This is a genomic window from Algoriphagus antarcticus (assembly GCF_002150685.1).
Lineage (GTDB): Bacteria > Bacteroidota > Bacteroidia > Cytophagales > Cyclobacteriaceae > Algoriphagus > Algoriphagus antarcticus.
On sequence record NZ_MSSW01000045.1, the window covers coordinates 76,223 to 99,414 of the forward strand.

Below are 23,192 nucleotides of genomic sequence, written 5' to 3' on the forward strand. Positions count from 1 at the left end.
ATCCAGAACAAACAAAAATCACGTGATAACATGGCTGTTATTGCCTTGACCTTTTGCCAACGGCAAAACCCTTATCAGCCCCGAATACAGCGAAGCGAAATTCGGGGTATCAAAGCCAAATGAAAATTACCAGAGTGCCAACGGCACGATCGGTGATAAATTTGAACCCTAGTTAGGTAATACTGATCGTGCCGTTGGCACTCTATAAGTATAACAATCATCCATATAACCCAGAATTGCATTCTGGGCTTTTACAGGCCCTGCCGTTGGCAAGGTTTCGAATATTAATAATTACCCAATAAGGAAAATCGGTAGCATCTATGATTCCAGAACAAACGAAAATCACATGATAACATGGACGTTCATGCGTTGACCTTTTGCCAACGGCAAAAACCATAACAGCCCCGAATACAGCGAAGCGAAATTCGGGGTATCAAAGCCAAATGGAAATTACCAGAGTGCCAACGGCACGATCGGTAATAAATATGAACCCTAGTTAGGTAATACTGATCGTGCCGTTGGCACTTTATAAATTTATCAAACATCCATATAACCCAGAATTGCATTCTGGGCTTTTACAGGCCGTGCCGTTGGCAAGGGTTCGAATATTGATAATTACACAATAAGGAAAATCGGTGGCATCTATGATTCCAGAACAAACAAAAATCACGTGATAACATGAACGTTCATGCGTTGACCTTTTGCCAACGGCAAAACTCATAGCAGCCCCGAATACATCGCAGCGAAATTCGGGGTATCAAAGCCAAATGGTAATTACCAGAGTGCCAACGGCACGATCGGTACTGTTTGAATCATGCTGGCACATTGTATTTTGCTCCCTTGTTTTTACTTTAGAATACGAGCGGGGCTAAGATATTTAGGGCGTTCAAATCTTTTATAATTCAAAGATAAAATAGCGCCCTCTGTGCAAAACTCTGTGTACACCGCGGTTTTAAGCTAAAAAAAAGGCACCCGGTTGGATGCCTCTTAGCTTAGTCAATTACTACAGCGCTGTCTTCTGGATTTTTAGTTTGATTAAATTTTGCTCTGCTGATACTATCGAGTTGCTCTCGGTTATAGTCTCCTGTATCGGGTTCTTCTACTTCAAAATTTACTCCCTCAGAATCTTCATCTAACTCAACATCTTCTTTACATGTCAGACATACCAAACCTTGCTGGTTGAATGCCCAAACTGTATTTTGAGAAATATCACTTGATCGGAACCCGTTTCTATAAATGGTATTTCTGAGGATTTCGAGAAGTGATCGTTCCATGATAAACGGCTTTTCATAAGGAATCTCAAGGAACAGGTTCAGCTTTTGATCACGGAACGTATTCAGATTTGAGATATCGTAGCCCTCGTCAAAGGTGATCATAGAATCCAAAACAGTATAGTTGTAGCCTATCATTTTGGCATTGTTCATTGCTTCTTCTTTAGTCTTTCCTCTGGAGAAGAAATCCTCCCGAAGTGTCACCAGACTGTCAGATGTGCCATTAAGCTTCAGATTCACAGTATTGAAGGTTGATTCTTCGCTGATAGGATTCAATCTCAAGATCATGATCCCTTCGCTCACCGGTACTGTATTCTCTATTTTATGCCAGTTTTCTTCTTTGAACTGTGCTACTATCAGTGGAATTTGGAATGCGCAGATCCCTACACAAAGCAGCCATAATCCCAGTGCAACGAAGCCGAATCTGGCTCCTATTAGGTTCTTTTGCATCAATACGCTGAGACCTAGTAGAATGATGATGATGCCGGGGATGATCAGCAGGAATGAAGCTCCAATTACAAGCCAGATTGGGACAAGGTTTGAGAATAGCTCTACCGGGAAATTGTCCATCAAGACTCTATAGTCATCATTGGTAAATACTCCCATGTACACTGCCAAACTAAAGATCGGAGCGATGGTCAGTCCCAAACCGATGAAGAATACAAACAAACCGAAGAGTACTCTTATCACATTCAGGAAGAACATTCCCAACGGCCCCAAAGCACTTCCGATAGCTTCGATTACCTGACCAATCACCCTAAAGGGAGTCAGGAGAATTTGTCTTGTTTTAGACTCAGGGGCTTTGGGAATAGGGTTGATATTTTCCTTAAGCGTAGAATCAATATTGTCCAAGGTGATTTCTCCACCTTTCATACGGATACGCTCGGTGATAGAACTTGCTACCGGGGTGATAATCCACAAGATCAGGTAAATAAGAAAGCCTGAACCGCCAGCTAGAATCAAAAACGCTAAAGCCAATCGGGTGTAAATCACTTCCACACCAAAGTACGCAGCCAATCCACTGGCCACGCCACCGATTACCTTGTCATCAGGGTTTCGATAGAGTTTTTTGATGTTTTTATCTTCTTCTATTTCATAGGAAACAGGCAAAATAATCCACAGTACGATGTAGGCTATTGCTGCAAAGATCCCAAAACTAAGGTTCAGTCTGAAGTTATCCATTGGCCAGATATCCAACAATCCAAAGTTGAAGCGCAGATTGCCACTGAACAGCAGAAGAATAGCAATGAGCCTTGTCCAAAGTGGATCTATGGAGAAGTAATGCGATACACCCGCGCATACACCACCCAGAATTTTTCGGTTTTCAAGGCGTACCAGCTTTTTGTAACCCCTTTTTTCTGCATCAGGCGGTGTCACATACTTGTAGAAATCCTGATCATATCCAGTGTTTTCTACATCCTGATCTAAGTCAGTTTTTTCATCATCTATGGAAGCAAAATCTGCAATAGTCCCCATTTTCTCAATGAGCTTATCTACGTTCTCAGCCGTGATTACCTGCTTATTGTTTTTCAGATTGCTCAGGAATATCTCAGCTATCCGATTTTCAATATCAGATATGATCTCATGATTGTCTTTATAAGAAGAAAAGTGGTGGTTGATCGCATCCAGGTATTTTCGGAGCGTTTCGTAACCGTCTTCTTCGATGTGGAAAAGTATCCCACTGATGTTTATACTTATAGTCTTTTTCATCTGTTTGTCATTGATTTTTTATGGTCAGATGGAATCTCGCTTGATAGAGAGTTGCCGCACTGTGAGATACTTAGTGTCATGCTCGATTTCATGTGTTATAATTTTCTTTGAAAGGCCACTACCTGTCCTGATATATCGGGATGGAATCTCGCATAACGGATAATTTTCCCTCCGTCTGTTGCCTGTAACATGCTCGATTTCATGATCAATTCTTTGAGGTGATGAGAAGGGTGGAATTGACTAGTGAATCCCAGGTGCTTGAAAGTGTGCCCAGAAAGGTTTTTCCTTCTTCCGTGATGGAGTAGTATTTTCTCGGAGGGCCCAATTCAGACTCTACCCAGCGATATTCGACCAATGAGGCTGACTTCAGGCGATTGAGAAGTGGATACAGCGTGCCTTCTACTACAATCATTTGAGCCTGGGTCAGCTCTTCTATCAGATCTGAAGTATAAACCTCGCCTCGGGAGATAATATGCAACACGCAAAACTCTAAGAGTCCCTTGCGCATTTGAATCTGTGTGTTGGCGACATTCATTATTTAGGTGATTATGTGTCAGTGTTTCGGAAATTCTTATTCCCGTCCCTTCTTGATAAAGAAAAATTATACCAATCTTTTCCAAGCTACCTTGTATAACCTATTTCCTTGTGATAAACAGGTAGTATGTATAGAAAGATAAAGTAAAAAAGTTGCTCATTTCTCTTGAATGGATGATTGCTGTTATTTTTAGATTACGTGAAAAATTCATTCTGGAAAAATGGGATCGTTAGACTTTCAGTAAAATGTTAAATTTCTGAACATATTTATGTACGGACACGGACAGGTGAATTATTGATTTTCAGGAATTTTAGTTGGAATTAAAATACCATTAAGAAAATGGTTTATTTTGGAGGGTGAAATATAGATTTAGGGGTCAATTTTTTTTCTGCGTACTACTACTGTCATTTTGGGCTGGTCATTCTAAGCTGTTTTCCCAGGATCTGTCTCCCAAATATTCCAATGAATTTCTAAGTATAGGAGTAGGAGCAAGAGCTTTGGGAATGGGCGGAGCGCAGGTATCCGCCGTGCGTGATGTGACCGCGGCCTACTGGAATCCGGCGGCATTGATGGGAGTTCAATATAAGTACGAATTCAGCCTGATGCACTCCGAGTATTTTGCAGGGGTCGCTCAATACGATTACTTGGGGTTTTCTGCACCTATTAAAAACCAAAGCCAGGTAGCCATTTCCCTGATTCGATTTGGTGTGGATGATATTCCCGACACGAGATTTCTCTACGATGCCAATGGTGCTTTGAATTACAATAACATTCAGTTTTTCAATGCAGCAGATTATGCCATGCTTCTCAGCTATGCGAGAGATCTTTCGGACAAATTCAAAGTAGGAATGAACGTCAAAGTCATCCACAGAAACGTTGGCAAGTTTGCCCAAGCTTGGGGCTTTGGCTTGGATGTGGGCGGGATCTACGTAAAAGATAAACTCACACTCGGATTGATGGTGCGTGATATCACGACTACGTTCAATGCCTGGTCACATAATGCCGAGCTGGTTCGGGAGATCTATTCGCAGACCGATAATGAGATTCCTGTGAATTCCGTGGAGTTGACTTTACCTCGTGCGATTTCTAGCGCTAGTTACACTTGGCAGATCGGAAAACAGTTTAGTTTACTGACAACCTTGGATTTGGATATGACTTTTGATGGGGAAAGAAATACCGTGATAAGCACTCCTTTGTTGAGCATAGATCCCAGGTTCGGATTGGAGGCAGGATTTCAAAATATCGCTTTCTTACGTGCGGGCATTGGAAACTTTCAATTCATCAAGGATTTTCAAGGAAAAGAAAGCTTGAATATGCAGCCTAGTATGGGTATTGGCGTATTTTTAAGCGAGCGATTCCAAATCGATTATGCACTTTCCGATATCGGGAATGTATCCGAAACGCCCTATTCCCATGTTTTTAGTGTAAAAGTGAGTTTGGAGAAATTGGATCCTGATTTCAGGAAATTTAAAGGTTGGACAGACAAATGATAAAAAGAATACTTTTCGTTTTTCTGGCATTTATCATGCTCTCCGCACTTGCTGAGGCACAAGAGCCTATTTGGTACAATTACGACCAGACGTATTATAAAATCCCTACTGCCGCTGACGGGATTCATCGCGTTCCGGCAGCTACTCTAACTAGCTCAGGAATCAATTTAAACAGTTTAGATCCTAGGAATATCAGACTTTACCATCGTGGAAAAGAAGTTGCTATACACATTGAGGGCGAAAATGACGGGAAGTTTGATACAGACGATTACATAGATTTCTTCGGAAAGAGGAATGATGCTACGCTGGATAAATTGCTTTACACGGAATTTGATCAGCTTCCCAATCCTTATTTTAATACCACTTCTGATACGACCGCTTTTTTCCTAACCGTCACCAATGGGCAGAGTGGAAAGCGAATGAATCTCAGATCAGCTCCTGAGACTTCTTTGCCAGTGGCGACTAGTTATTCTTCTGAGAAGTTACTGGCTTTGGGTGAGCAGTACTCGCTTGGAATTGGGTACTCTTTTGATTTTAGATTGTCCAAGTTTGATCAGGGACAAGGCTGGATGTCGGCTGTGATCACGAAGGGAAATACCCGGCAGCTCACCTTTAATCAATTGGGAGCAATGGGAAGTGGGGCTGCCAAATTGGAGTTTGGTCTCGTAGGCAGATCAGCCACAGCACATGCCACCAAGATTTATGCTGGACCAAATGCAGCCAGCAAACGCTTATTAGCTACCGTAAGTTTCTCAGGATATGAGTATCCCCAGCAATCGGTCAACTTGGCAATGTCTGATTTCAACTCCGACGGAAGCATAGTCATTTCTTTCGAATCCGCAGGATCAGCATCTGTTGATAATATGTCTGTGGCTTTCGCCAAAATCACTTTTCAGAATAATGTGAGTTTGGGAGATTTTGCTTCGGAGCTTTTTATTTCCCCTGCGGGAAATCAACGAATCCAACTCTCACAGCTTTCAGGTACTTATTCTGCATTGGAGGTTTCTGATCCTGACAATCCTCAAAAAGTACAGCTCACCAAAAGTGGTCAATCGCTCTCGTTCAGGTCCGCAGTAGCAAATGACTCCAGTAAAGTTTGGGTGCAAAATGAGGGAAGTATTATTTCAGCAACCTCTCTTGAGCGAGTGAAATTCAGAAATTACCTAGGCCAGCCTGCTAATTACATCTTGGTAGGTCACCATGTGCTAGAGCAACCCACTACCCAATTTGACAATCCACTCAAAGCCTATGCAGAACATAGAGCTTCTCCTGCGGGTGGAGGTTTTGATACGCTGACTGTGAAAATGGAGGATTTGTACAATCAATTCGCTTATGGTGAGTATTCGCCTGTTGCGATGTATGAGTTTTTGAGAGCGTATTACCCCGTTCACAAACCTACACATATGCTTCTTGCTGGCAGAGCCTTGGCTATGTATTCCACTGCCCGTTCGGGTGGAGTGACTTATTTCTACAGAAATAACCCCGCTGCATTTAGCTTTCGAGATCTGATTCCTGCAGGTGGATTTCCTTTTTCAGATAATATCTACACCCTGGATTTGGACCCTTCCAAGCCACTTGTTCCCGCGCTGGCAGTAGGAAGGATTCCCGCCAGAAATTCTCAGCAATTGGCGGATTATCTGAGCAAAGCGATAGAAAAGGATGCGGTCGGGATTTCAGATTCTTGGCAAAAAGAGTTGATTCACCTCAGTGGCGGTGAGTCAGAATTTGAATTGGACAGGTATTTCAATTTTATGAATGGCTTCAAGACCATTGCTGAAGGTCTTTATTTTGGTGGAAATGTGACTACCTATAGAAAACGATCCAACTCAACCATTGAGGTGATCGATATCACGGGAGATTTGAATGAAGGTCGCTCCATGGTTACGTTTTTTGGACATGGGGCACCAACTGTCATCGATATAGAAATCGGTTTTGCATCTGATCCTACCTTGAATTACCAGAATAAGGGTAAATATCCCATCATGCTCTTCAATGGCTGCGACTATGGAAGTGCTTATGCAAACGGCTATACCCAAGGAGAAGACTGGGTGATCACGCCAGATAAAGGAGCAGTTTCAGTTTTGGCTAATTCTGCAATAGGAGTGGACGTGTATCTCCGACGTTATTCCGATATGTTTTATAGAAAGGCTTTTGCAGACAGCACCTTGATTTATCGCACACTGGGTGAGGTGAAGCGGGAAGCTGAGGAGGCTTTTGTAACCAGCTATGGCACAAGTCCACTTTCCTATTCCCATATGGAGCAAATGATTAATTATGGTGATCCAGGTTTGAGAATTTTTCCTGCGGACAAAGCCGACTACGCAATCAAAGTGGAAGAAGTGTCAATTGATAGTTTTGATGAAATACCTGTTTCGGTGCTTTCTGATAGTTTGAAATTGAGTTTTGTTTTGAGAAATATAGGAAGAGTAGATACAGATTCTATAGAATACAAGGTGAGTAGAAGATTCCCTGATGGGTCAACTGAATCCTTTTCTCCGGTGAAGATTCCCTACATCGCCAGAATTGATTCACTCTTTTTCACCATACCCAACACAGGCCGAAATTCTGCTGGCGAGAACACGTTCACGATTGAGGTGAATTCCAAGATGGAAGTACCGGAAATGACTTTTGCCAATAATGCAGTCACTTACGCCAAGTTTATTCCGCTCAGTGGCACGCTGAATCTATATCCGCTGGATTATGGGATTGTCAACGGAACTGACACAAGATTGGTAGCTCAGGTTCCGGGTAAAACCACAGAAGATCGTACCGTCATCATTCAGGTGGATACTGCGGCTGGGTTCAATTCTGCTTATCGCAAAGAAGTTCGTGTCACCACGCGTGGCTTGGCAGAAATGCCTTTACCGTTGACAGCATTCTCAGATAGCACGACTTTCTATTGGAGGTCAAAATTCCAGGAAGCCAAGCCCGGTGAGACGGATTCCTGGACAAATTCCAGTTTCTCTTACATTCCATCTGGCCCAGAAGGCTGGACGCAGCGCACCACTTACCAGCTGGATGAAGATCAATTGACAAATCTGGAGATCAATGAATCGGATAGAAGCTGGAAATACAAAGATATCCAAGAGAAAATTGAAGTCTTTACCGTGGGTGCTGGCGTGGATACACTATCCTTTAAGAATACCCAGTTTTACCTTGATCAGATTCCCCAGATCATTGATAATGTGAATAATGCCAACAGCCGCTTGTGTCCAAATGGCTCGCTTGGTTTGGTAGCTTTTGAGCAAAAGAGTCTGATGCCATACTTGCCGATTCCTGTTCCTGGCTTTGATATATTGGATGCTCGGGCTTGTGGTCGCGTTCCACAGATGATTCAGAGCATTCAGAATGCTTGGATTACTACGCCAGGTCAGAGGATGCTGGTGGACTATGTGAATAATGTGAAAGCGGGTGATTACGTGGTTATTTTCTCTGTAGGAAATGTCACGTTTGAAGCTTGGCCGGATGTTGCCATTGAGAAATTGAAAGAGTTTGGAGCAAGTGAAGCTACGCTTAGAGCCTTGAAAACGGGCGATCCTTATATTCTTTACGGTAGAAAAGGCATGCGTCCGGGTGAGGCGATTGAGATCGTGGGTGACAGAACAATGGAAGTTCCGGCAAATCAGCAGACGCTTTCATTCGATACCGAGCTTTCAGGTTACCTGACGTCAGGGATTATTTTGACTCCGAGAGTTGGGCCAGCGTCATCTTGGGAGCGTTTCTTCCAAAATGTTAATTCCAGAAACTGGATCAACGAGGAAGGGAAAACCTACTTTGATATCATTGGAGTGAAGGAAAATGGCGAGGAGGATCTGCTGATTGGGAATACCTATGATCAGGAAATGGATCTGTCATTTATCAGCACGGAGACCTACCCTTATCTGAAACTGCGCTACAGCATGAATGATCCGGAGTCCACTGCTCCGGCTCAGTTGGACAAGTGGCAGGTGAATTATACAGGCGTTCCTGAAGGAGTGTTGATCCAGAAATCCGCCAAGGAGCAAGTCAATCTTCGGGAAGGCGAGCCGGGGCTTTTGGAACTGCAATTCAAGAATATTTCCAAGTATAACTTCCTGGATTCTATTCAGGTGGATTGGAAAATGACCAATCTGACGAGTAAGAAAGTGGAGGAGTATACCAAGAAATTCCCTGTCCTGAAAGCTGGAGAGGCATTTGACTTTACCATAGAATTTATTTCCATCGGGAAAAGCGGGGAGAATAGATTGGAGATTTTTGCCAATCCTAGAATTCAGCGGGAGCAGACCTATCGCAACAATCAGGTGGATATGGGTGCTTATTTCATCGTGGAGGGAGATAATTCCTCGGCGCTTCTGGATGTGAATTTCGACGGAATTTATATCATGGATGGCGATATCGTCTCTCCAAATGTGCTGGTTACGGCTTTGCTGAAGAATGACCAAACACTGATTTATAAGAAAGATACCGTCGGGCTGGATCTGTATCTCAAGCAAAACTGTGAAAGCTGTGATTTCAAGCGGGTAAGTTTCTCCAATCCAAACCTGACTTGGACTCCTGCTTCGGAAGATGAAGACTTCAAGGTTTCTCTGCTTGCAGGACCCTTGGAAGATGGGATTTACACGCTGAGAATCGCCAATGAGGATTCTGCCGAGCCGTATGAGATTACTTTTGAAGTGATCAATGAATCCCAGATCACCAATTTCTATCCTTATCCGAATCCATTCAGCACCTCTGTACGCTTCGTCTTTACAGTGACGGGAATGGAAGTGCCCGATGAAATCAAGATTCAGATTATGACCGTCACGGGCAAGGTCGTCCGGGAAATCTTGCAGAATGAACTCGGGCCAATCCGAATAGGGAATAACCTAACTGAATACGCTTGGGACGGCAAGGATGAATTTGGCGACCAACTTGCAAATGGTGTGTATATTTATCGAGTCCTAGTCCGCAAAAACGGCCAATTTATGGAGCATAGACCTACTGCCGGTGACAAGGCATTTAAGAAGGGCTATGGGAAGATGTATTTGTTGAGGTGATTGTCGTCATCTGATAGCTATCGAATGCGAACGACGAAGGAGTGAAATAATCTGGTGTGATATTGAAAAATAGAGATTAATAAAGGTATATATTCTTAACTGATTTGGGTAAGTAGAGGTAGGAAGGGTTAAGCAATAAATGAGTTAGCGGTTATGCTATGACGACAGTGCTAACCAAAAAACATTGGAGCTTTTAAAGGACAAATATTAAAATGGACAACAAGATAGAACTATCAACCAGACGAAATATTCTTGACGGATTTATTGTAACGAGAATTTCTTGGTATGGTAACCTGGAGCAAGTAAATTTTTTAGGGCGACTATTTGACCTTTCAAAATTAGCATCAACTGACCACCGTTACAAGACGGCTGACGAAGATATTTGGAAACACACAGTAGCAAATAATGACTGGCCTGACGAATGGGTTTTTACAGACAGCAGGTTTAATTTTCTGCATATCCAAGATAAATTATTTCTTGAATTTTTATGCTTAACCATTCATCCGACAGTCCGTGACAACCAAGACCAAGTTGTAACGCTTCTTGAAATTTACAACAACAATCTGTCAAAGAATAGTTACGAACTTTATCAAGCAGGTGACATTGCGGGTAGACCTAAATTTGAAGCGAGGGAAATACAAGTAGCAGTCGCTGTTCCTGCCAAATCTCATAATGTAACAAAACTTGCATTAGTTATTGGTTGTTCTGACTACAACTTTGCTGGCGTTTTGGCAAACCCACTTAACGATGCAAATTCAGTTGAGAAAAAACTTCAAAGTTTAGGATTTGACGTTTTGAAAATTCTAAATCCAAATCAAAAAGACCTCAAAAAAATAATTGATGACTTTGGCGACAAATTAAAGGGTTATGACATTGGCTTGTTTTATTTCGCAGGACACGGAGTTCAAGTTAAAGGACTGAATTATCTCATTCCCGTTGATGCAAATTTGAAAACTGAACGAATGGTTGAATATGACTGCGTAGAGGCAGGTCGTGTTTTAGGATATATGGAGGACAGCAAATCTCAAGTAAACATTGTGATACTTGATGCTTGCCGTGACAATCCATTTGAAAGAAGTTGGGGACGTGGAATAAGTTTAAGAGGTTTGACGACTATGAGTGCACCGAGTGGTTCTTTAATCGCTTATTCAACTTCTCCTGGCAAGACAGCTTCAGACGGTGACGGTGTTAATGGACTTTATACTCATTCTCTATTAGAACACATCGGGAGTAAAAAAGTAACCGTAATGTCAATGTTTCAAAATGTTAGAAAAGACGTTATGACTAAATCAAAGAACGAACAAATACCTTGGGAGGCAACATCATTAACTGCGGACTATTTTTTTAACCCTGAGTAAAATGACAGTAAACATTGACCGACACTACTTCGTGGACAGAAAAGCACGAACCGCTAACAGCACCTACAAAAAATTGGCGGTTCAGTGGTTAAATGAGGTTTTGTGCTTCGTATCAAGTTCAGTGCTGGCAGACAGTTTAGTGCTTCGAAATCCGCTTCTTCGCTAAGCGCCAAAACGATAGCTGTGATTAAAAAAAAACGACACAACGAGTGATTAAACGAATAGTCATAGGAATTATACCAGTTATATTAGGCGGACTGATTTATCTTACATACAGAACTGACTCTCTTGTTATGTTTGGTTGGTTTAATGAAATAGGCCTTTCTGACAAAATTGGACTATTACGTTCAAACTATCAATTACAAAATTTAACAATTCCCAATTGGATAAAATTTAGCCTCCCAGATGCATTGTGGTTATTTTCTTTCACCTATATTACATTAATAATTTGGGAAAATAAGATAAATAGAGAATCTGTTTTTTGGATTTTTTTTGCGCCTATGATCGGTATATTTTCAGAAGTAGGACAGCTAACAGGGTTAATTCCCGGCACATTTGACAAAATAGATTTAATACTTCTTATCATAGCAACAATTCTGCCATTCAAATTTTTAACAAAATTAAAATCCATAAAAATTAAAAACGTATGAAAACAAAAAGTCTAGTGAAGCATTTCTTCTCAATTTTAACTGTTTGCTTCTTTATTTTTATTGCATTTGGAAGTGATGACGAAGAAAGTAAAACGAATGCAGACGGAACACCTAAGACAGAAAGACAAATCAAGGTAGAAAGTCAATTTAGCTCTTGGGATGGTTCACATACAGGTTTGACTAATTTAATCAAGAAAAGTATGAATGACCCTGATAGCTATGAACATATTGAAACAAGATTTAGAGATGACGGAGATAATATTTTCGTTATAACAAAATTCAGAGGTACAAACGCTTTTGGAGGGAAAGTAATTAATACAGTTTCAGCAAAAGTTGATTTTAACGGAAACGTAATTGAAGTAATAAGTCAAGAATAAAAACTTAGTCTCGGTGTAGTTTGTAATTACACCTTTCTATGCCATCAAATTTTCAATTGAAACATTTGGAGGATCACAGTTTCAATGGTTACATTACTTTCAGACTTACAAATGATATTAAATGCAAAATTGAAGGATAGTTGTTATTTCTCTGACAAATCACCAATTCAAGAAACGTTACGAACCATTACGAAAGGAAAGATGAATTAGGCACTTTAAATCTAAGTTAATATTATGACAAATGATACTGAATATTTTGATTTTGGATTGTGGTGGGGAAAGATTTTTACTTCAATTTATGGACTAAATGACTTATTATCATACCTAGGAGATAAGGAATCTATTAATCTACATTTAAAGAAAAATGAATCTGTGAAATCATTTGATTTGGAAAGCGGTGATATAATGTCTGCAAATGATCAAACAAGCCAGTTATTCTCCTCGGAATTACATACAGAATTTGAAAATATTCGGACCAAATATTTAAATAATTTGATAGTTTTTCAATATTCCATTCTCGAACAGATTCTGGAAGAGAGTGTTTATCTTTTTTTATATAATAATAGCAATCTTCTAAAAAGAACTCAACAAATCAATTTGGAATTTCAAATTAATAAATCATTTGATTTGGATATATTGTTGAAAACTGAATTTACAAAGGATGTAATGAAATCAATTTGTAATAGGGCTTGTAAATATATTGTAACTGGGAGAATTGACAAGAGCTTAAAAAGAATTGATAAATTAGTTGGTCTTAAATTTTCAGCAGATATTATAATGTTTCTTCAAAACCTACAAGATAGGCGAAACACTGTTGTACATGAAACTAAGTTTACAACAATAGAAATAGATTATTTTTATAAACTTGTTGATATATTTCAATATGTGTTAATTGATATAGAAAAAAAAATTATTGAGAGGAATATTCGATACGAGAGACCTTTTGATTGGTAAAACGTCCCCGCTGAGCGTAGTCAAGGGGTTGTGGTCACCTCCTCTGAGCGTAGTAAAGCGTTGGGGTGCCCCCGCTGAGCGTAGTTTAAGCGTTGAGGTCGCTAGGTGTAGATTGTATCTACACCTTTCTATATCATCCAATTATCAATTGAAAAAATGGTTTAAAACTGCTTCTTCGCTCAACGCCAAAATGTTTGTAGTAATTCGTTTAAATTTTAAAATAATATGGCAAAGTCTAGACATTTCTTGATTTCAAATTTTTTAAGTGGTTTTGGAGCAGCACATAATTTATTAGCTAATGCGATAGAGTCTAATACATCATTTACTGAGCAAGTTTGCTTGTCTGCGACTTTAATTGATGGACTTCTACGCCTTTCATTAGTAATGCAACAACAGTTAGATACAAGAAAAGGAGTTGTGGATCCTATACTTTTGTTTCAATCCAAAAGACAAAAGAAATTTTTATCTGAAAGAATAATTTATAGGAGAGCAACAGAGAATAGAATTATTACAAAAGCAATCGAAAAAAAACTTAATCTTCTACATAACAAAAGGAACATTATTATCCATAGGTATCTTATTAGTGATATCAAAACAAAAGATGTTATTTTAATTTCTCGCCAATACATAAGAATATATTTATTAATTAAGGAAAGACACCGAGGCATACATGACAAGCTCATTGAGCAAAATATTGGTATGGCTAAACATTTTATCGTAAATCCATCTGATGAGCAAATCCAAGAACATATCATGAAAAAGCATCTTTAGAAAACCTGCTGAGCGTAGAATTTTCGTTGAGTTAGGTGTAATCTGTACAATGGCCGGATATAATTACACCTTTCTATCAAGTAGAATTTTTAATTCGATTGTTATGGAAAGTGCTTGATTTGAATTAATGTATAGAAAGGTCAGATGATTTCTGACGAGTTCAACTAAAGCTAGTCCTCTCTGAATGTAGAAGCGTTAAGCTAGGAGTGATTTTCCCCCGCTGAGCGTAGAATAGAGGTGGGTTTAGGTGTGATTTTTCCACCATGCTGGGGGGACCTATATCGGATGCTTCAGCATGATTTATGCAGGTAAACGTAAAAAAAAGGAAGACTAATACTTTAAAACGAGCTGAGATTTTACTTAAGCGAAAAATTTCAGGAATAATCAACAAAGGCTCTTTCATGTAGTAATATTTTTTGATTAGTAAATCAAGTTTAAGGCTTCCATCTATACATGATTACCTTTCCCATATAATCTTCTTCGACGAGGATCAGGTACTCGCCGGTACTACGTAAGTAGGCGTCAACGCCATCTCTTACATCTATCCATCCTGTTTTATCCACTCCCCCAATTTCTTCACCTGGCAAGATTTCGCCTTTGAAACTGCCATCAAGGTTATTGTATACTAATGTTCGGGCACGGGTGCGGGAACCTACAACAAATAAATAGTCTCCTGCATAGGCAAAACTGACTTCGCCCAACGGGATTTTTGAATTAATATCGTACTTCAAATCCAGCGCATACTTTTTATTCTTGTTACCTTTAAGCCATCCATCGTAGGCTATAATCTGATCTCCGATTATTCCCCACCATTCGTCTGCATATTTTGTTCCTTTCTTCCACCCGCCAATATACATCCGGTCATTTTTATTATCATATCTAACCCGCTGAACTGATCTAAACTCTTCCGGTCTGGCAAAAGTTTGTACATCAGACAGCTTGTAATGTGGATTTCCATATTGATTTAGACCATTCAGTTTCCAAAAGTAAATAGGGCCTTCTTGTTTTGCAGACCAAATATTTCCGTTTTCATCAGGCCACAGTGCCCAGCTATCGGGCGGATGATGGGTGTGGCTTTCTGTCTCCTCCTTTTCCTCTTTCCCATTTCCGTTTTTATCTATCCAGATCTTGTCTCTGCCAACCCATCCCGCCGGAACAGCGATCTCTCCCTCAAATCGATAAATCCGTAGACCGGTACAATACATATCGCCTACATAAAGCATCTTTTTATCGTTGATGTATCTTATCCAGACCGTACTTTGATGCCCTTTGTTGTTCCATCGCAAATCCTCGGGATAGTTTTTCTTATCCACTGTAAATGCTTTGTATGTCCATTCCGTTCCGGCTACTGTTTTGGAAAGATCAAGATCAAAACGTTCGTGTTTAGAGTAGGCAGTAGAGCCGTCAGATCTGGGATCAATTGCGGCCATATCTACAAAACTGGTGCAAATGATTTCCCATTTCAGTTTATCCGACTGATCAAATGCCTTTAGGTGTGAGCCAAAACCATCAGAACGGTTCATACCGTCCGCATGGTAATCCGGATACAATCCAAATCCGTCTACATATATGATGCCCTGATCATCCATGCCAACATTATATGGATGATTAAGCTTTAAAGGCTTAATGAGACCCGGCGTTCCTGAATAAATTCCCCCTTTTACTCCGAGCGTTCTTTTCCTAACAGGATTTGTCGCCAGATTTCCATAAACAAACACTTGCTGACTGTTTATGTCATAATTAGCAATAACCAGCAAATCCTTCGCTTCTGAATACCCGATAGCAGCAGCTTTTACATTTTGACCTAAATTTATTTCTTTGATTTTCGCACCGGAAGGATTATAGCAATATAGCTTATTGGAGAATGGCCATTCTATCATCCAGACGTTTCCCCGTTTATCGGCGGCTAATTTTCCCGGATGATGGGCGCTAAAACTAGAATGCAATTTGCCTTCGGTATCATAAACGCCAATTTCGTCTTTACCATCAGTGGCTACAAACAACTTTTCACCTTGTGCAGCAAGTCCGTTAACTTGCCGTCCCACTGTAAACTCCAAACCAGTTGGTGCCTTTGTTAATTTTGAATATTTTCGAATTGCTTTTTGATGAACTGAAACCCAAACAGCATTTCCGTTTACCGCAATTGCACCGCCATCTGCAGATCCATGTCCATTTTCCAGTCTTCCAAGATCTTTTCCGTCCTTATAGATACCAAATTCCTTCCCGCCTTCCTCCCAATAAGAACTGCAAAAAACCGTTCCATCTTTATCTACTGCGAATGTATTGATCCAGTTCATGGCATGTCTTTCGCCGATATCGCCACCCCAGGTATTTCCAATCCATGAGGTGGTTACTTTCCCCGGCACTGTTGATTGGGCAAACAAAGCTTCTACCCCTATCAGGCAAACCAAAACAATAAGGTATAATTTATTCTTCATTTACAAATTAAGAACAATTTTATGTTTTTCGAGATCGTATTCATAGATTCGAATTCTTGTAATGTTCTTAAAGCTTGCGGAATGAAAAAAAACCTTATATTATTATTAATTTTAGTTCTTTTCAAGTTTCAATTATATGCCCAATGGAACCCCGAAACAGCCGATTGGGTAAAAAAACCATCACCACAAATCGGTGATTGGGGATTTGACCGCCCGGGATATCCAAAAGGCCTTTATATACAAGGCGTGACGGTTAAAGAAGGAAATTCCGTTAAAAATCCGGTAATATACGATAATGATATCGTGGATGATGTTCTGGATGATGAATGGGCCTTTCTAATGGCTTCCTTAGGGAAAATGAATCTAAAAGGTTATATCTGTACGCCGGTATTGACAGATGGCTGGGGCTTTTATAATCCGGAATGGAAGAAAGAGTTTTATGAGATGTACGGTAGAGCATTAAGATCTGGAATTTCTAAAACGCGGATTCCCAAAGTGACCATTGGAACAGAAGCAAATTCAGAGAAAGAAGGCGAGAACAAGTTGTCGGAGGGCGCAAAACTATATGTTAGCATTATTAATGAGCAGTATGCTAAGAACCCCAATCAACCGGTAATTGTAAATATCGGCGGTCAGGCTGCTACGCTAGCTTCCGCTTGGATTCTTGATAAGGGAATTTCCGAAAAATGCATCGTTTATTATACGGCAATTTCTCAATACAATGGTCATTACAAGTGGGCGAGCGAACTCGTCGCTCAGCACTTTCGGGTTATTAATTTTGGTCCTGAGTTGACTTGGTGGCGTGATACCGATTGTCAAAATGAATGGGAAGTTTTACCCAGGCCAGATCAATGTGGAGATAAAGACAGGAATGAAAGAAATAGTGGAGAATGGGCACTATTGCCAGATAATGAATTGATGAATTATTTTGTTCACCAGCTGCAATATATGCCATGGTACGATGCAACAAATAAAAAGGATGCGCATAATTTTGGCAACACTTCCGATGGCTATTTTGATGGGACATTTATTCATGCCTGGTCACCCGGATTGTTTACAGGTGCGAAGTTGTATGATACACGTAAGGGTAAAGTTCTTTACATTACAGCTTTTGATCCAAAAGAAGCTAAAAAAGCAACCTTCCCGGTTTTAATTGATAAAAAAGCATTCGCGCATTAAAAATGGGTAACAATAATTGAACATAATTTCCGGGAAGTTCCAAATCCTAAACAAGCTGATTTTGCAATATTGAGTCATGCTAACTTTTTTTCTTATCTTTTCAACAATCGATATGAAAAAATTATATATAAAGCTTCATAAATCCATTATGAAATATATAATCTGCCTTTTTAGTTTCTTGTTTTCAGTAATGTCTCCAGTGTTTTTGTTTGCTCAAGACGATACAAATTGGTTTGAATTTCGGTCAACGCGGGAAAGTTGAAGTTCTGAAATTGCCCTTGACAATTGGTCGATAAACCTGCAGGTAAGCATGGCTTTGTGGTAATGAAAGGCGACCAACTTATTTTTGAAGATGGTACTCCTGTAAAATTTTGGGGAACAAATCTTGCCGGTCACCTTCCATTTATGAAACCCGAAGAATCAACCAGGTGGGCTGATTTCCTACTGCGCTTTGGCTTTAATGGCGTGCGTTTCCATAAATTCACCTGGGACGCAACCGATCGAATTCATTCCACCATAATTACGAGTGAAAACTGGAAAAACCATGATTTTTTGTGCAATGAGCTTCGCAATAAAGGAATTTATTACGGTTGGTCACATATCTACGGACACAGGGGGCTTCCCGGCGACAGTGCGAGGATTGTTGAGTTTGTTCTGTTTTAGCTACTGCCCCCATTGAGCGTAGACTAGGCGTTGCGCTAGGTGTAATTTGTAATTACACCTTCATATCCTTATCAATTTGAAATTGATATTAAGGAGAGGGCGAAGTTACATCTGGATACCTATCGGGATTACCAAGTCAAGCTCGGAAGAAAAATTTCTACAAGTTCAACTCTTCCAGAGTTGTCCTGTACTCTATGCACTGATATACCCCCGCATTTCATACGGGGCTATTGATAGTTTGACCACTTCGTGGTCATTGGTTAACTGCTTATATTAGCTAATCAACTATTATTCATATAGACGATCCTGAAAGGATCAAACCATCAATAGCCATGGGTGCAACCCATGGAAAAAAGGAAAATGGATTATCTGTATTCCCAACCCTGAATGGGTTGAACATTAAGTACATTTGAGAGAGAAATCTCTCCTCTGAGCCTACCAGCAAGCTATTGATTACACCCACGGACTAAAACCACACGAATTACTCCTACTCCTACAAGGACAGTTCTAAATCTACCTAATGCCTATTTCTGACGAAAGGTATCTGATACAAATGATAATACTTCGGGAAGGGATGTTCTCCAATAGGTCCAATTATGAGCGCCATCCCTTATTCTGAACTCATGGGGGATATCTTTTTTCTTCATTGCGATATGTACCATGCTATTTCCCTCGTAAAGGAAATCATCATCGCCACAATCAAAATACCATTTTACAGATTTCATCGCTGCCAAGTCATTTAATTCGATTTGCCTTAGTGCGGAATGCCGGTCATAATAGCCTTGGAGGGAATCAGTATTTTTCACTTCGGTTTTATTGGTTGGAAGTCCTTGTTTGAATTCTTCAAAAGTGCTACTCCTCAACGCTGCACTTAAAGGGCAAGCGGAAGAAAACAAGTCAGGGCGGTGCATGGCATAGAAAAATGTACCACCGCCTCCCATGGACAAGCCAGCTATTGCTCTATACTTTTTCTCAGATTTGATTCGGTACTTTTTTTCTACCTCAGGCATCAGTTCCTCAAAAAAGAAATCTTCATACCTCCATTCATTGTAGACATCATTGAAGTAACCCCGCTTACTGGTATTGGCATCCGGCATGACGATGATCATAGCGGTGGATTTTCCTTCTAAGATGGCTTTGTCAGCGATATATTGGACTTCTCCAAACTGCACCCAACCTGTCTGATCATCTCCGGCTCCATGAAGGAGATACAAGACAGGGTAGGCACGCTGCGAGGTCTCGTATCCGGGTGGTAAATAGATCGCATATTTGCGCTCCATATTGAGGATTTTGCTCTGCAAGGTCATTTGGTCAAAAACCTTACTGTCTTGTGCAAAAGCAACTAGTGAAAACAATAAACAGAGGGATAAAGCAAGTGTGTATTTTTTCATATCGGTTTGGGAATTTGGGTTTGAGTTGAGTAGCTGTTTGATTTTTTGGACAAAAAATTTATCAATGCATTAATCTACCATAAAGATGAATATATAAAAATGGTTACTTTTTTTGCGGTCGTGCAGATTTTCCGACGGTCAATTCCCCCACTGAGCGCAGTCTAGGCGTTGAGGTTTTTAGGTGTAGATTTCCAGCCCTGTATCCTGGCCTCTCGCTAAAATGCTTTACCAAGGCATTTTTAGCGCTTGACCCTAGCTTTCTATCAATTGAAATTTGTAATATGGGTATTGTTAAATCTAAAAATCAAATGAATGAACCAAGATCAATTTGCAGTATTGACAGACGAAGAGTTGCGAGCTCAAGTGAAGCAAAGTAAGACTGCTAGAATCTATGATGCTGTTATCTTCGGTGTACTGATTGGGATTGCGATTTACAGTTCGGTTAAAAATGGGTTTGGGTTGCTTACTTTTCTGCCTTTAGTTTACTTGCCTATCGCTGCAAGAAATAAGATTAAGTACACAGCTCTGGAGAAAGTCTTCAAAGAGAGAAAGCTCTAGATATTAGATAGTTTGCATACCGCCAAGCTATAAATTTAAACAAGCCTAGTTAATGAATGGAGGAATAAATGACAAGACCTTGACAAGTATCAATTTTTTAATTCTTGGCTATTTCATACTACTTTGGCTGGTGAACTACTTTCAAATAAACTTTGCTATTATTGGAGTTTTTGTGGAACTACTGACAATTCCATTTCTGCTCGCCCAGCTGGTTTTTTTAGTCATTGGGGTAAAATTCATCTTGAATAATGAAAAGCGCTTATTAACAATTGTGAGTCTTTTGGCTCTGGCGCTATGCACTTTTATTACAATCGGAAGTTTCTTTTGGCACTAATACATACTAGTGCTGGGATCAAGATGCTAGTTAAGAAAATCTCCTTTTGTCAAAACATTTCTGACGGCTGCTTGCTTTAAACGTAGTAAATAATGAAGCCCTATTTTCTTCGGAAAATGAGGTTAACAATTAGAACACTACTAATGACTGAGCGAGAAACAGATCGAATTATAGAAATGGCTTGGGAAGATAGAACGCCATTCGAAGCAATAGAAATCCAGTTTGGTATCAGTGAATCTGACGTGATCAAGCTGATGCGAAGGGAACTCAAAGAAAGTTCTTTCAAAATGTGGCGAAAGCGCGTGAATAGCGGAGTGAGTCAGAAGCATCTAAAAAAGAGAAATCCTGATATTGAGCGCTTCAAATGCACCAGACAACGAAGTATTTCTTTGAATAAATTCAGCTAATGAATCATTTTCCAACGGATTTAGAATCTATAGAAAAGAGGATTCAATCCATTGATCCTGTGAATTATGCTGCGAGCAGAAATCATAAAGACGGAGCGGTGACTCGTTTGAGCCCCTATATCTCACGCGGAGTGATTTCCACCAAGCAAGTATTTGAGTACATCAAAACGCTGGATTTGAAGTGGTATCAAGCCGAAAAACTCATTCAGGAATTAGCCTGGAGGGACTATTGGCAGCAGGTATGGAGAGCGAAAGGAGAGGGGATCAAGCAAGATTTAAAACAAGAGCAAAGCCCCATATCAAATCACCAAGTTCCTGAAGCAATAGTCAATGCTGAAACTGGAATCGAAGAGGTAGATCAGGCGATCAAACAACTATATGAGACGGGCTATATGCATAATCACATGCGTATGTATGTTGCTTCGATTTGCTGCAATGTTGCCAATTCTCATTGGCTTCAACCAGCAAAGTGGCTGTATTTCCATCTCTTGGATGGAGATTTGGCGAGCAATCATTTAAGTTGGCAGTGGGTAGCAGGGGCTTTTTCCAGCAAGAAATACTACGCCAATCAATGGAACATCAATAAGTATTTTAGAGGAACCCAGCAAAACACCTTTTTGGATGTGGAATACGAGGTATTTGAGAATCTGGAAGTTCCAAGTCAACTGCTCGAAACAATTCCTTTCGAACTGGAGACAATCCTACCAAGTCGGGAAGTTCCAATTCTTGAGAAGCATAAAACCACACTCATCTATAATTATTACAACATCGATCCCTACTGGCATCAGGGGCAAGATGTGCAACGGGTATTCTTGATGGAACCGTCCTTTTTTAAAGAGAATCCAGTGAGTCAAAAGTGTCTTGATTTCGCTCTCGATCTATCTAAAAACATAGAAGGAACAAAAATCTTTGTAGGTGAATTTTCAGAATTGGCAGAACAAATCAATTCTAAAAATCTTATTTTCAAGGAGCATCCCACGAACAGCCATTACCAAGGGCAAGAAGAGTCAAGAGAGTGGATGAGCAGCGTGGAAGGTTATTATCCTTCATTTTTTGCCTTCTGGAAAAAATGTAAAAAGGAGATAGATTTTAAGTCGGAATAAGGGGGATTCTCAAAAGAAACAGCATCAATAAATAACAAATGCAATTACAAAAAGAGGAAATTGAAAGTCTGGAGCAAAAGTATAAACTGAATCTGATCAACTCGATTTCAGGAGTCAAGCCAGCAAATCTGATAGGTACCAAATCCTTAAACGAGAAGGAGAATGTTGCCATTTTTTCATCCGTGGTACATTTGGGTTCTAGTCCAGCTCAACTCGCTTTTATCATGCGTCCACAGTCAGAGATCCCACGCGATACCTATTCCAATATTTTGGAAACGGGGTTTTACACGATCAACCATGTGTCAGAATCATTCATCAAAAAGGCGCATTATACCTCAGCCAAATTGGAAAGGGGAGAATCTGAATTTGATCGGATGAAACTGGAAAAAGAGTATATCGGAGAATTTCATGCGCCATTTGTAAGGGACAGCGCAGTCAAAATCGGGATGAAGCATATGGATAGCGTTCCCTTGCCTAATGGATGCATTTTTGTAATCGGTTCGGTGGAAATGATTGTCATTCCCGATCATACGATCAATGACTTGGGGCAATTGAATTTGGAGGGCTATTCAGGCGTTGGGATTTCGGGGTTGAACACCTATTATAGTTTAAATAAACTGGATTCCTTTCCTTATGTACGAGAGGATGAAATTCCCGATTTCGAATGAAAAAGGCTGACTTACCCACCAAGGTTTGCTTGGTTTGCAAAAGGCCATTTACCTGGCGCAAAAAATGGGAAAAGAACTGGGAAGAGGTGAAGTACTGTAGTGAGAAGTGTCGAAGAAATAAGAGTAATTCACTTGGCTAAACAAAAGGTAACGTCTCAAAACAGCTATTATTCCTTGATTATTGATGATTGAACTTTGTTCAAAGCTATTTTTTCTTTTCTGCCAGTAACTGTAAATTATGATTATAAGCATCTTTGCCAGTAGGTAATTAGGTAATATTTACCCAAATGGCCTCGACAGATCCCTCATCTAGATTAAAT

The 23,192-nt window shown here is 40.1% G+C and carries 18 protein-coding genes; 14 read left to right on the top strand and 4 right to left on the bottom strand.

Going from position 1 to position 23,192, the window contains the following annotated elements:
• Positions 1-992 precede the first annotated feature (992 nt).
• Both BVH04_RS15245 and BVH04_RS15250 read right to left on the bottom strand, forming a co-directional pair.
• Entirely contained in the window at positions 993-2,981 is a 1,989-nt protein-coding gene (locus tag BVH04_RS15245; protein ID WP_086542329.1) for a PspC domain-containing protein, read from the bottom strand.
• A 205-nt stretch (positions 2,982-3,186) separates the two neighbouring features.
• The gene (locus BVH04_RS15250) at positions 3,187-3,516 is read right to left on the bottom strand and encodes a PadR family transcriptional regulator (protein WP_086542330.1); all 330 of its coding nucleotides are present in this window, start codon (positions 3,514-3,516) and stop codon (positions 3,187-3,189) included.
• Between the two features lie 401 nt (positions 3,517-3,917).
• Here BVH04_RS15250 and BVH04_RS15255 point away from each other — a divergent pair, with 401 nt between their 5' ends.
• From BVH04_RS15255 to BVH04_RS15285, 7 genes are all read left to right on the top strand, one after another.
• Positions 3,918-5,006 carry a putative type IX sorting system protein PorV2 gene (locus BVH04_RS15255; RefSeq protein ID WP_086542368.1) on the top strand — a complete coding sequence of 363 codons (1,089 nt, stop codon included), beginning with the start codon at positions 3,918-3,920 and terminating at the stop codon, positions 5,004-5,006.
• Positions 5,003-10,021, top strand: coding sequence for a putative type IX secretion system sortase PorU2 (porU2, locus tag BVH04_RS15260; protein ID WP_086542331.1), 5,019 nt, complete (start codon positions 5,003-5,005; stop codon positions 10,019-10,021). The genes BVH04_RS15255 and porU2 overlap by 4 nt, the downstream gene beginning before the upstream one ends.
• Before the next feature lie 212 nt (positions 10,022-10,233).
• Complete coding sequence (locus BVH04_RS15265; protein ID WP_086542332.1) at positions 10,234-11,379, top strand: AbiJ-related protein; 1,146 nt, start codon at positions 10,234-10,236, stop codon at positions 11,377-11,379.
• A 209-nt stretch (positions 11,380-11,588) separates the two neighbouring features.
• On the top strand, positions 11,589-12,029 hold the full coding sequence (locus BVH04_RS15270; protein WP_140160602.1) for a hypothetical protein: 441 nt from the start codon (positions 11,589-11,591) through the stop codon (positions 12,027-12,029).
• Positions 12,026-12,406: a hypothetical protein gene (locus BVH04_RS15275; RefSeq protein WP_086542334.1), complete on the top strand. Its 381-nt coding sequence runs from the start codon at positions 12,026-12,028 to the stop codon at positions 12,404-12,406. Before BVH04_RS15270 ends, BVH04_RS15275 begins: the two co-directional genes overlap by 4 nt.
• Positions 12,407-12,640: 234 nt before the next feature.
• Entirely contained in the window at positions 12,641-13,360 is a 720-nt protein-coding gene (locus tag BVH04_RS15280; protein ID WP_086542335.1) for a hypothetical protein, read from the top strand.
• Between the two features lie 225 nt (positions 13,361-13,585).
• Positions 13,586-14,131: a hypothetical protein gene (locus tag BVH04_RS15285; protein ID WP_086542336.1), complete on the top strand. Its 546-nt coding sequence runs from the start codon at positions 13,586-13,588 to the stop codon at positions 14,129-14,131.
• 434 nt (positions 14,132-14,565) lie between these two features.
• On the opposite strand, the gene BVH04_RS15290 is transcribed toward BVH04_RS15285, so the two are convergent.
• Positions 14,566-16,569 carry an NHL repeat-containing protein gene (locus BVH04_RS15290; protein WP_086542337.1) on the bottom strand — a complete coding sequence of 668 codons (2,004 nt, stop codon included), beginning with the start codon at positions 16,567-16,569 and terminating at the stop codon, positions 14,566-14,568.
• Between the two features lie 81 nt (positions 16,570-16,650).
• Between BVH04_RS15290 and BVH04_RS15295 the strand changes: the two genes are divergently transcribed.
• Together BVH04_RS15295 and BVH04_RS15300 are read left to right on the top strand one after the other, a co-directional pair.
• Positions 16,651-17,748 carry a hypothetical protein gene (locus BVH04_RS15295; RefSeq protein ID WP_140160603.1) on the top strand — a complete coding sequence of 366 codons (1,098 nt, stop codon included), beginning with the start codon at positions 16,651-16,653 and terminating at the stop codon, positions 17,746-17,748.
• 285 nt (positions 17,749-18,033) lie between these two features.
• Positions 18,034-18,411: a hypothetical protein gene (locus tag BVH04_RS15300; RefSeq protein ID WP_116116489.1), complete on the top strand. Its 378-nt coding sequence runs from the start codon at positions 18,034-18,036 to the stop codon at positions 18,409-18,411.
• 524 nt (positions 18,412-18,935) lie between these two features.
• On the opposite strand, the gene BVH04_RS15305 is transcribed toward BVH04_RS15300, so the two are convergent.
• The gene (locus BVH04_RS15305; RefSeq protein WP_086542340.1) at positions 18,936-19,802 is read right to left on the bottom strand and encodes an alpha/beta hydrolase; all 867 of its coding nucleotides are present in this window, start codon (positions 19,800-19,802) and stop codon (positions 18,936-18,938) included.
• A gap of 312 nt (positions 19,803-20,114) precedes the next feature.
• Between BVH04_RS15305 and BVH04_RS15310 the strand changes: the two genes are divergently transcribed.
• The 5 genes from BVH04_RS15310 (at position 20,115) to BVH04_RS15335 (ending at position 23,012) form a co-directional block, all read left to right on the top strand.
• On the top strand, positions 20,115-20,360 hold the full coding sequence (locus tag BVH04_RS15310; RefSeq protein ID WP_086542341.1) for a hypothetical protein: 246 nt from the start codon (positions 20,115-20,117) through the stop codon (positions 20,358-20,360).
• 477 nt (positions 20,361-20,837) lie between these two features.
• Positions 20,838-21,101 carry a TIGR03643 family protein gene (locus tag BVH04_RS15320; protein WP_086542343.1) on the top strand — a complete coding sequence of 88 codons (264 nt, stop codon included), beginning with the start codon at positions 20,838-20,840 and terminating at the stop codon, positions 21,099-21,101.
• Complete coding sequence (locus BVH04_RS15325; RefSeq protein WP_086542344.1) at positions 21,101-22,204, top strand: FAD-binding domain-containing protein; 1,104 nt, start codon at positions 21,101-21,103, stop codon at positions 22,202-22,204. The genes BVH04_RS15320 and BVH04_RS15325 overlap by 1 nt, the downstream gene beginning before the upstream one ends.
• A 38-nt stretch (positions 22,205-22,242) precedes the next feature.
• Complete coding sequence (locus BVH04_RS15330) at positions 22,243-22,872, top strand: flavin reductase family protein (RefSeq protein ID WP_086542345.1); 630 nt, start codon at positions 22,243-22,245, stop codon at positions 22,870-22,872.
• Positions 22,869-23,012, top strand: coding sequence for a DUF2256 domain-containing protein (locus tag BVH04_RS15335; protein WP_086542346.1), 144 nt, complete (start codon positions 22,869-22,871; stop codon positions 23,010-23,012). Before BVH04_RS15330 ends, BVH04_RS15335 begins: the two co-directional genes overlap by 4 nt.
• The last annotated feature ends 180 nt before the right edge of the window (positions 23,013-23,192 follow it).